Origin of the sequence: Amycolatopsis sp. A133, from assembly GCF_031082405.1 — a bacterium.
Lineage (GTDB): Bacteria > Actinomycetota > Actinomycetes > Mycobacteriales > Pseudonocardiaceae > Amycolatopsis.
Map to the genome: position 1 here is coordinate 303,830 of NZ_JAVHJU010000036.1, position 9,951 is coordinate 313,780.

Below are 9,951 nucleotides of genomic sequence, written 5' to 3' on the forward strand. Positions count from 1 at the left end.
CAAGCCGGGAAGAGGTGAACCGTGTCACTGGACGACGATGCCGTCGAAGCCCGCGCACAGGGCTGGCGCACGCTGGCCGCGCTGCACGCGCGGATCGAGGACCGGCTGCAGCGCGCGCTCGAGCGCGACCACGAACTGTCGGTGAGCGAGTACACGGTGCTGGACGTGCTGGCCCGCCAGGACGGCTTCCACCTGCGGATGAACCAGCTCGCGAACGCGGTGGTGCTCAGCCAGTCGGCGACTACGCGGCTGGTCACGCGGCTGGAAGGCCGCGGGCTGCTGGCCCGCTACCTCTGCGCGGACGACCGCCGCGGCATCTACACGGAGGTGACGCCGGCGGGCCAGGCCCTGCTGACGGCGGCGCGGCCCACGCACGACACGGCGCTGGCGGACGCCCTCGCGGACGCCGGGAGCTTGCCGGAACTTTCGCCGCTGGTCGCGGCGCTGAGCAAGCTCTCTTTCCCGGCGGTGCCTTCGGCCTGACGGAAACTTGCGCAAGTACGCCGACACTCCCGCTGAGCGGTGCTGCCCGATCGGCGGGGGGATTACGGCGGGCGCACACCCTAACTCCTGCTCCATCCGTGGGACACTTTTGCTTCCCGCGTGCGATAGTTTCGCTGGTCAACCCCGGTTGCCCGGCTTTCGCCCGGCACCCGGGCGCGTTGACCCGATGGTTTCCGCCGACCTAATTTGTTGTTCCAGCAAACGAACCGGGGCGGTGTCGGCGTGGACTCCTCCTTTTTCCTCAAACCGGTGCGCCCGGCCGACCAGGCCGCCGTACGCCGGAGCAACCTGGCGCTGGTGTTGCGGCACCTGCGGGACGCGGGCCCCCGGTCGCGGGCGGCGATCGCCGCGGACACCGGGCTCAACAAGGGAACCGTGTCGAGCCTCGTCTCGGAGCTGGTCGGCCGCGGGTTGGCGCGCGAGGGCGAGCGGGAACGCGCCGGCGCCGTCGGGCGGCCGGGCACGATCGTCGAGCTGGACGGCCGCGGCGTCGGCGGCATCGGCGTCGAGATCAACGTCGACTACCTGACCGCGCTCGCCCTCGACCTCACCGGCACGGTCCTGTTCGAGCAACGCGTGGCGCTCGACGTCCAGGCGCTGCCCGTGGCGAAGGTCCTCGACGCCGGCGCGGAACTCACCGCGCGGGCGCTGCGGGAATGTCGTCGGCTGGGCGTCACGCCGGCCGGCGTGACCGTCGGCGTCCCGGCGCTGGTGGACGTCGCGAGCGGCACCGTCGCCTTCGCGCCCAACCTGCACTGGACCGACGTCCCGGTGGTCCGCGGCATCACCGACCGGCTGACCCGGCGGCTCGGCCCGCCGTCGTTCCCGATCCGCACGGCCAACGACGCCAACCTCGGCGCGCTCGGCGAATACGCCATGGGCAGCGTCGCGGGCACCCCCGACCTGGTGTACCTGACCGGCGAGATCGGCGTCGGCGGCGGGGTGATCGCCGCCGGCCGGCTGCTCGGCGGCGCCGGCGGGTTCTCCGGTGAGGTCGGGCACATCCAGCTCGACCCGGCCGGGCGCCTTTGCGGGTGCGGGCGCCGCGGCTGCTGGGAAACGCTCGTCGGGCTGGCCGGGATGCTGCGCCTGGCCGCGTCGCCCGCCGATCCGGTGCACGACCCGTCGCTCGACCTCGAACAGCGGCTCGACATCATCCGCCGCCGCGCCGAGCGGAAGGACCGGCGGACGCTCGACGCGCTCGCCCGGGTGGGCACCGGGCTCGGCGTCGGCGCGGCCGTGCTGGTCAACGTCTTCAACCCGCGGGTGGTGCTGCTGGGCGGGTACTTCGCCCAGCTCGGGCCGTACCTGCTCGGCCCGATGCTCGCCGAGCTCGAGGCCCGGGTGATCGCTCCCGGGATCGGCGGCTGCCGTGTCGAGCTGTCCTGGCTCGGGTTCTCCGCGGCTTCGCGCGGCGGGGCGCACGTCGCGCTCCAAGCGGTGTTCGACGACCCGGCGCTGGTGCCGGTCCGAGCGGAAAGGGACAGCGGATGAAGACCCCTCAACCGGTCCGCAAGATGGGACGTGTCACGGCCGGATCCAGCGGGCAGACTGGGCCGCAGTCACGACTGGGTGGAAACACGTGATCGACTCCGGCGATGTAGCTCTGGCGGGCACCCGCACGCGCGGCGGCACGGACGCCGCGCGCGGTGCCCCGCCCCGCGGCACCGGAGGAACTCGCGGCGCGGGCTGAACCGAACAGGTGGAGGAACAATGGGGAAGATCGGTGTCTGGCTGATCGGGGCCCGGGGATCGGTGGCCACGACGGCCGTCGCCGGGGCGGCCGCGATGCGGGCGGGACTGGCCGCGCGCACGGGGTGCGTGACCGAGCTGCCGGACTTCGCGGGGGCCGAGCTGCCCGGGCTGGGGGACCTGGTCTTCGGGGGCCACGACGTCGTCGACACGCCGCTGGTCAAGCGGGCCGAGCACCTGGCGGCGGCGGGTGTGCTGCCGGCGACGCTGCCGGGCCCGGTCGGGGCGGACCTCGAGGCCGCCGAGACGCGGCTTCGGCCCGCGCCCGACGGCGGTGGCCGCGCGGCGATCGACCAGGTCGTCGCCGACCTCACGGCGTTCCGCGAGGAGCTCGGCCACGTGGTCGTCGTCAACGTCTCCTCCACCGAGCCGCCCTGCGTGCCGCACCCGGCCCACGCGTCGCTCACGGCGCTGGAAGCCGCGCTGGACGCGGGTGAGGACGTGCTCCCCGCGAGCGCGCTCTACGCCTACGCCGCGTTCCGCGCCGGTTGTGGCTTTGTCGACTTCACCCCCTCCACGGGCGCGCGGCTGCCGGCGCTCGACGAACTCGCCCGCGCGACCGGACTGCCGTACGCGGGCCGGGACGGCAAGACCGGCGAGACGCTGCTGCGGGCGGTGCTCGCGCCGATGTTCGCCCAGCGCGGGCTGAACGTCCTGGCCTGGTCGGGTACGAACCTGCTCGGCGGCGGCGACGGTGCCACCCTCGCCGATCCCGGCGCGGCGGCCAGCAAGAACGCCTCCAAGCAGCAGGTCCTCCAGCAGAACCTCGGGCACCCGGTCGACGGTGAGGTCCACATCGACTACGTCCCGGCCCTCGGCGACTGGAAGACCGCCTGGGACCACGTGCTGTTCGAAGGCTTCCTCGGCGCGCGCATGACCCTGCAGCTCACCTGGCAGGGCTGCGACTCCGCGCTCGCGGCGCCGCTGGTGCTCGACCTCGCCCGGCTGACCGGCAAGGCCTGCCGCGACGGCGTCGCCGGGCCGGTGGCCGAGTTCGGGTTCTTCTTCAAGGATCCCGTCGGCGACGGGCCGCACGACCTGGCTTCGCAGTACGCCGCGCTGGTCGGGTGGGCGAACCGGTGAAGGCGCTCGTCGAACTCGTCCGCGCGCCCGCCGCGCTGACCGTGCCCGGGGACGCCGTCGCCGGGGCCGCCGCTTCGGGCTGGCCGTTCGGCCGCCGCACGCTCGCCCTGACCGGGGCGTCCGTCTGCATCTACTGGGCGGGCATGGCGCTCAACGACTACGCCGACCGCCACCTCGACGCGCTGGAACGGCCCGAGCGGCCGATCCCGTCCGGCCGGATCACGCCGGGCACCGCGCTCGGCGTCGCGACCGGGCTGACCGCGGGCGGGCTGGGCATCGCCGCGGTGGCCGGCGGGAAGCGGGCTTTGCGCGTCGCGGTGCCGCTGGCCGCGACCGTCTGGGCGTACGACTTCGTGCTCAAGGAGACCGTGTTCGGGCCGGCCGCGATGGCCGCCGCCCGCGCGCTGGACGTCCTGCTCGGCGGGGGCGGGGCCCGGGCGGCCGTGCCCGCGGCGCTGACCGTCGGGGCGCACACCTACGCCGTGACGACGTTGTCGCGGTCCGAAGTGGACGGTGCGAAGCCCGCGCTGCCGGCGGCCACCCTCGCCGCCACGGCGGGGGTGCGCGTCGCCGCGGGCCGCGTCGGGCCGCTGGCCTCGGTGCTGCTCGGGACGTACGCGCTGACCACCGGGCGGGCGCAGTACGACGCCGTCCGCGACCCGGCCGCGCCGAAGATCCGCCGCGCGGTCGGCGCCGGGATCCACGGCATGATCCCGCTGCAGGCCGGGCTGATCGCGCGAACCGGGGCGTGGCGTTCGGCGCTGGCCGTCGCCGCCGCGTTCCCGATCGCCCGGGCGCTGAGCCGGAAGGTGTCGCCGACATGAGGTTCGGGTACGGCACCAACGGCTTCGCCAACCACCGCCTCGGCGACGCGCTGCGCGTCCTGGCCGACCTGGGCTACGACGGCGTCGCGTTGACCCTCGACCACCAGCACCTCGACCCGTTCGGACCGGACCTCGCGAGCCGCGTCGCGTCGCTGGCCGCCGAGCTGGACCGGCTCGGGCTGGCCGTCGTGATCGAGACCGGCGCGCGGTTCCTGCTGGACCCGTGGCGCAAGCACTCGCCAACGTTCCTCGACCCCGGCCGCGCGCGCCGCGTCGAGTTCCTGACGCGGGCCGTCGAGATCGCCGCGGACCTGGGCGCGGAGGCCGTGTCGTTCTGGAGCGGGAACAAGCCCGCCGATCTGCCCGCCGAACAGGCCTGGGCGCACCTGGTCGACGGGTGCGCCGAGGTGCTCAAGGCGGCCGACGAGCACAACGTCAAGCTGGGCTTCGAACCGGAGCCGGGCATGCTCGTCGAGGACCTGGACGGGTACTTCGAGCTTGCGCGCCGGCTCGGTGATCCGGAGCGGTTCGGGCTGACGCTGGACATCGGGCACTGCCGGTGCAACGAGTCCGCGTCCGTGCCCGCCTGCGTCCGCCGCGCCCTGCCGCGGCTGGTCAACGTCCAGATCGACGACATGCGCCGCGGCACGCACGAGCACTTGGAGTTCGGGAAGGGCGAGATCGACTTCCCGCCGGTGCTGGAAGCGCTGTCGCCGTACCCCGGGCTGGTGGCCGTGGAACTGCCGCGCGACAGCCACGCCGCCCCGCGGATCGCCCGGGAATCGCTCGAATTCCTGCGGAAGGCGGTGACGGCGTGAACGCCTGGCTCGACGAAGCCCTGAAGAAGGTCGCGACCGACTCGACGGCGCTGCGCACGGTGTTCCCGGGAGTCGGCCGCCGGGTCGGCCGGGGTCCGGCGGACACCCCGGGGTGGACGGTCGACGACGTGGCCCGCGTGGAGCTGCTCAAGGCGGCTCCAGGGGCCGCCGCGGAGATGCCGGACCTCTACCGCTACGGCGACGCCGCCGAGAAGCGGGCCGTCCTGCGTGGACTGTCCGTTGTGGACACCGGCGATGCCGGGCTGGACCTGGTCGCGGACGCCCTCCGCACCAACGACACGCGGCTCGTGACCGCCGCGATGGGGGAGTACGCCGCCGAGCACCTCGACGACGCCGCGTACCGCCACGGCGTCCTCAAGTGCGTCTTCATGGGCATCCCCCTCGCCGAAGTCGCCGGCCTGGACCGCCGGACCGACGACGAACTGCTGCGCATGATGCGGTCCTTCGCGGCCGAGCGCACCGCCGCGGGCCGCGACGTCCCCGCCGACCTCCGCCCGCTGCTGAACGAACAGGACGCCTGATGCGCATCTTCGACCCGCACATCCACATGAGCTCCCGGACCACCGACGACTACGCGGCCATGCACGCCGCCGGCGTCCGCGCGCTCGTCGAACCGGCGTTCTGGCTGGGCCAGCCCCGCACGAACGTCGGCAGCTTCACCGACTACTTCGACGCGCTCGTCGGCTGGGAGCCGTTCCGCGCGAGCCAGTACGGCATCGCCCACCACTGCACGATCGCGCTCAACCCCAAGGAGGCCAACGACCCGCGCTGCACGCCGGTGCTCGACCTGCTGCCGCGCTACCTGGAGAAGGACGGCGTCGTCGCGGTCGGCGAGATCGGCTACGACTCGATGACCGCCGAGGAGGACAAGGCGTTCGCGGCGCAGCTGGCGCTGGCGATCGACCACGACCTCCCGGCGATGGTGCACACCCCGCACCGCGACAAGGCCGCCGGCACCCAACGCAGCATCGCCGTCGTCCGCGAGTCCGGCATCGCGCCGGGGCGCGTGGTGCTCGACCACCTCAACGAGATGACCGTCGCGATGGCCAAGGACGCCGGCTGCTGGCTGGGGTTCTCGATCTACCCGGACACGAAGATGGACGAGGACCGCATGGTCGCCATCCTCCGGGAGTACGGCACCGAGCGCGTGCTGGTGAACTCGGCCGCGGACTGGGGCAAGAGCGACCCGCTCAAGACCCGGAAGACCGGGGACGCGATGCTGGCCGCCGGGTTCACCGAGGACGACGTCGACCAGGTGCTGTGGCGCAACCCGGTGGCCTTCTACGGCCAGAGCGGGCGGCTCTCGCTCGACGAGACGGCCCCGGCCGCCGAGTTCGCGGGCAACTCCATCCTGCGGGGGGCACGCAAGTGAGGTTCCGGCACCGCGACGGCACGCTCGTCCACCTCGCCTACTGCACCAACGTGCACCAGGCCGAGGACCTCGACGGCGTGCTCGCCCAGCTGGCCCGCTTCGGCGAGCCGGTCCGGGACCGCCTGGGCGTGGACCGGCTGGGAATGGGCCTGTGGCTGGCCCGGCCGGTGGCTTCCGAGCTGACCGCCGACCCGGGGGCCGTCGGCAAGCTGCGCGCCGAGCTGGCCGCGCGCGGCCTCGAAGTCGTCACGCTCAACGGGTTCCCGTACCAGGGGTTCCACGACCCGGTCGTCAAGCACAAGGTGTACCGGCCGGACTGGTCGACGCCGGAGCGGACCGCCTACACCCTCGACCTGGCCCGGCTGCTCGCCGAGCTGCTGCCGGCCGACGCCGTGCGCGGCAGCGTGTCGACGTTGCCGCTCGGCTGGCGCACCGAATGGCGGGACGACCGAGGGCAGCTCGGCCTGCTCGCCGAGGGGCTGGCGAAGCAGGACCGTCCGGTGCGGGTGGCGTTCGAACCCGAACCCGGGTGCGTCATCGAGACCACCGCGCAGGCGGCGGCCCTGCTGTCCGATGTGGATACCGAATGGCTCGGCGTCTGCCTCGACACCTGCCACCTCGCGGTCGGGTTCGAGGACCCGGCGGCCGCACTCGGCCGGCTCGAGGCAGCCGGGCTCGACGTCGTCAAGCTGCAGGCGTCCGCGGCTTTGGAAGCGGCCGCGCCGAACGACCCGGCGACGCGGAAGGCGCTCGAGTCCTTTGTGGAACCGCGGTTCCTGCACCAGAGCAACGAAGGCGAGCCTCCGGGCGCCGACGACCTCGACGAGGCGCTGGCCGGCGGGCTGCCGGGCGAGGCGCCGTGGCGCGTGCACTTCCACGTGCCGCTGCACGCCGATCCCGCGCCACCGCTGACGTCGACCCGGCCGGTGCTGGCCGGCACCCTCGCCGAGCTGTTCGGCGGCGCCGCCGCGCGCACCGACCACGTCGAGGTCGAGACCTACACCTGGCAGGTGCTCCCGGACGCACCCGCCGACGACGCCGGGCTGGTCGCGGGCATCGCGGCCGAGCTGGACTGGACCCGGCGAGAACTGATCGCCTTAGGCTTGGAAGAGGTTTCCGCATGAGTTTGCTGGTTCTCGACGTCGTGGGGCTGACCCCGCGGCTGCTCCCGCACATGCCGAACCTGCGCAAGATGGCCGAACCCGGCTTCACCGCGCAGCTCGACACCGTGTTCCCCGCGGTCACGTGCTCGGTGCAGTCGACGTTCCTCACCGGCCTGCAGCCGGCCGAGCACGGCATCGTCGGCAACGGCTGGTACTTCCGCGACCTCGGCGAGATCTTCCTGTGGCGCCAGCACAACAAGCTCGTGCAGGGCGACAAGTTCTGGGACGCGGCCCGCCGCGTGCAGGCCGGGCACAAGGTCGCCAACGTCTGCTGGTGGTACGCGATGGGCATGGACGTCGACCTGACGGTGACCCCGCGGCCGATCTACCACGCCGACGGCAAGAAGTCCCCGGACGCCTACACCCACCCGCCGCAGCTGCACGACCGCCTGGTCGGCGCCCTGGGTGAGTTCCCGCTGTTCACCTACTGGGGTCCGACGGCCGCGATCACGTCGTCGAAGTGGATCATCGCCGCCGCGCAGAAGATCATGGCGGAGGACAAGCCGGACACCACGCTCGTTTACCTCCCGCACCTCGACTACGACCTGCAGCGCTTCGGGCCGGACGCACCCCAGGCCGCGGCCGCTGCCCGGGAGATCGACACGGCGCTGAAGCCGTTGCTCGATCAAGCGGCCGCGGGCGGGCACACGGTCGTCGCGCTCTCGGAGTACGGCATCACGAACGCGAGCCGGCCGGTCGGCATCAACCGGGCGCTGCGCCGCGAAGGCCTGCTCAACGTGTACGTCCAGGCGGGCATGGAGTACCTCGACCCGTGGACGTCCCGGGCGTTCGCGGTGGCCGACCACCAGGTCGCGCACGTTTACGTCGCCGACCCGGCCGACATCCCGCGCGTCCGGGACATCGTCGCCGGACTGCCCGGAGTGGACGTCGTGCTCGATCGCGAGGGACAGGCGGGCATCGGGATCAACCACGAACGCGCCGGTGAGCTGGTCGCGATCGCCGAGCCGGACGCCTGGTTCACGTACTACTACTGGCTGAGCGACGACCGCGCGCCGGACTTCGCGAAGACCGTCGAAATCCACCGCAAGCCCGGCTACGACCCGGCCGAGCTGTTCTTCGACCCGAACGACCCGGCGGTGAAGCTGAAGGCGGCGTCGGCGCTGGCGCGCAAGAAGCTCGGCCTGCGGTACTCCATGCAGGTCGTCCCGCTCGACCCGGCGCCGGTCCGCGGGAGTCACGGGCGGCTGCCCGACGCGCCCGAGGACGGGCCGGTGCTGCTGTGCTCCGACCCGGCACTGGCTCGGGAGAAGATCCACGCCACGGAGGTCAAGGAGCTGCTGCTCGCGGCGGCTGTCCGTACCGAGTAACCGCACTTGGAGGAGGTCAGGACATGGCACGACCGTTGACCCTGTTCACCGGGCAGTGGGCCGATCTGCCGTTCGAGGAGGTGTGCGAGCTGGCGAGCGGCTGGGGCTACGAAGGCCTCGAGATCGCTTGCTGGGGCGACCACTTCGAAGTCGACCGGGCGCTGGCCGACGACGGCTACGTCCCGGCGAAACTGGAGACGCTGGCCAAGTACGACCTCAAGGTGTGGACCATCTCGAACCACCTGGTGGGCCAGGCCGTCTGCGACCACCCGATCGACGAGCGGCACGAAGCCATCCTGCCCGCGCGGATCTGGGGTGACGGCGAGGCCGAAGGCGTCCGGCAGCGGGCGGCGGAGGAGATGAAGGCCACCGCCCGCGCCGCGGCGAAGCTCGGGGTGTCCACTGTGGTCGGTTTCACCGGCTCGTCGATCTGGCACACGGTCGCGATGTTCCCGCCGGTGCCGCCGTCGATGATCGAGCGCGGGTACGCCGACTTCGCCGACCGCTGGAACCCGATCCTCGACGTCTTCGACGAGGCCGGCGTCCGCTTCGCCCACGAGGTGCACCCGAGCGAAATCGCCTACGACTACTGGAGCACCGTCCGGACGCTGGAGGCGATCGGCCACCGCGAGGCGTTCGGGCTCAACTTCGACCCGTCGCACTTCGTCTGGCAGGACCTCGACCCCGTCGGGTTCCTGTGGGACTTCAAGGACCGGATCTACCACGTCGACTGCAAGGAGGCCCGCAAGCAGCTGAACGGCCGCAACGGCAGGCTGGGTTCGCACCTGCCGTGGGCCGATCCCCGCCGCGGCTGGGACTTCGTCTCCACCGGCCACGGCGACGTCCCCTGGGAGGACGTCTTCCGCATGCTCAACGCCATCGGTTACGACGGCCCGATCTCCATCGAGTGGGAGGACGCCGGCATGGACCGGCTCACCGGCGCACCCGAAGCGCTGGAGTTCGTCCGCAAGCTCAACTTCTCCCCACCCACCGCGGCGTTCGACGCCGCGTTCTCCTCCAAACCGTAAGTCTGCCGCGGCTTGTCGTGAGTGGTAAGGCGGGTTAGAACCCGCCTTACCACTCACG

The 9,951-nt window shown here is 72.7% G+C and carries 10 protein-coding genes; all 10 read left to right on the plus strand.

The annotated features are described in order from the left end of the window. Positions 1-21: 21 nt before the first annotated feature. The 10 genes from Q5425_RS24260 (at position 22) to Q5425_RS24305 (ending at position 9,893) form a co-directional block, all read left to right on the plus strand. Positions 22-483 carry a MarR family transcriptional regulator gene (locus Q5425_RS24260; protein ID WP_308674589.1) on the plus strand — a complete coding sequence of 154 codons (462 nt, stop codon included), beginning with the start codon at positions 22-24 and terminating at the stop codon, positions 481-483. Positions 484-726: 243 nt separating this feature from the next. Then, positions 727-1,998 carry an ROK family transcriptional regulator gene (locus Q5425_RS24265; protein WP_308674590.1) on the plus strand — a complete coding sequence of 424 codons (1,272 nt, stop codon included), beginning with the start codon at positions 727-729 and terminating at the stop codon, positions 1,996-1,998. A 219-nt stretch (positions 1,999-2,217) separates the two neighbouring features. Then, the gene (locus Q5425_RS24270) at positions 2,218-3,339 is read left to right on the plus strand and encodes an inositol-3-phosphate synthase (RefSeq protein WP_308674591.1); all 1,122 of its coding nucleotides are present in this window, start codon (positions 2,218-2,220) and stop codon (positions 3,337-3,339) included. Continuing rightward, positions 3,324-4,163 (plus strand): SCO3242 family prenyltransferase, encoded by an 840-nt coding sequence (locus Q5425_RS24275; protein ID WP_396135225.1) that lies wholly within the window; start codon positions 3,324-3,326, stop codon positions 4,161-4,163. Before Q5425_RS24270 ends, Q5425_RS24275 begins: the two co-directional genes overlap by 16 nt. Beyond that, complete coding sequence (locus Q5425_RS24280) at positions 4,160-4,981, plus strand: sugar phosphate isomerase/epimerase family protein (protein ID WP_308674592.1); 822 nt, start codon at positions 4,160-4,162, stop codon at positions 4,979-4,981. The genes Q5425_RS24275 and Q5425_RS24280 overlap by 4 nt, the downstream gene beginning before the upstream one ends. After that, positions 4,978-5,523 carry an EboA domain-containing protein gene (locus tag Q5425_RS24285; protein WP_308674593.1) on the plus strand — a complete coding sequence of 182 codons (546 nt, stop codon included), beginning with the start codon at positions 4,978-4,980 and terminating at the stop codon, positions 5,521-5,523. The genes Q5425_RS24280 and Q5425_RS24285 overlap by 4 nt, the downstream gene beginning before the upstream one ends. Then, complete coding sequence (locus Q5425_RS24290) at positions 5,523-6,374, plus strand: TatD family hydrolase (RefSeq protein WP_308674594.1); 852 nt, start codon at positions 5,523-5,525, stop codon at positions 6,372-6,374. Before Q5425_RS24285 ends, Q5425_RS24290 begins: the two co-directional genes overlap by 1 nt. Then, positions 6,371-7,498: a metabolite traffic protein EboE gene (gene eboE / locus Q5425_RS24295; RefSeq protein WP_308674595.1), complete on the plus strand. Its 1,128-nt coding sequence runs from the start codon at positions 6,371-6,373 to the stop codon at positions 7,496-7,498. Before Q5425_RS24290 ends, eboE begins: the two co-directional genes overlap by 4 nt. Beyond that, on the plus strand, positions 7,495-8,865 hold the full coding sequence (locus tag Q5425_RS24300) for an alkaline phosphatase family protein (protein WP_308674596.1): 1,371 nt from the start codon (positions 7,495-7,497) through the stop codon (positions 8,863-8,865). Before eboE ends, Q5425_RS24300 begins: the two co-directional genes overlap by 4 nt. A 23-nt stretch (positions 8,866-8,888) precedes the next feature. Then, complete coding sequence (locus Q5425_RS24305) at positions 8,889-9,893, plus strand: sugar phosphate isomerase/epimerase family protein (RefSeq protein ID WP_308674597.1); 1,005 nt, start codon at positions 8,889-8,891, stop codon at positions 9,891-9,893. Positions 9,894-9,951 lie beyond the last annotated feature (58 nt).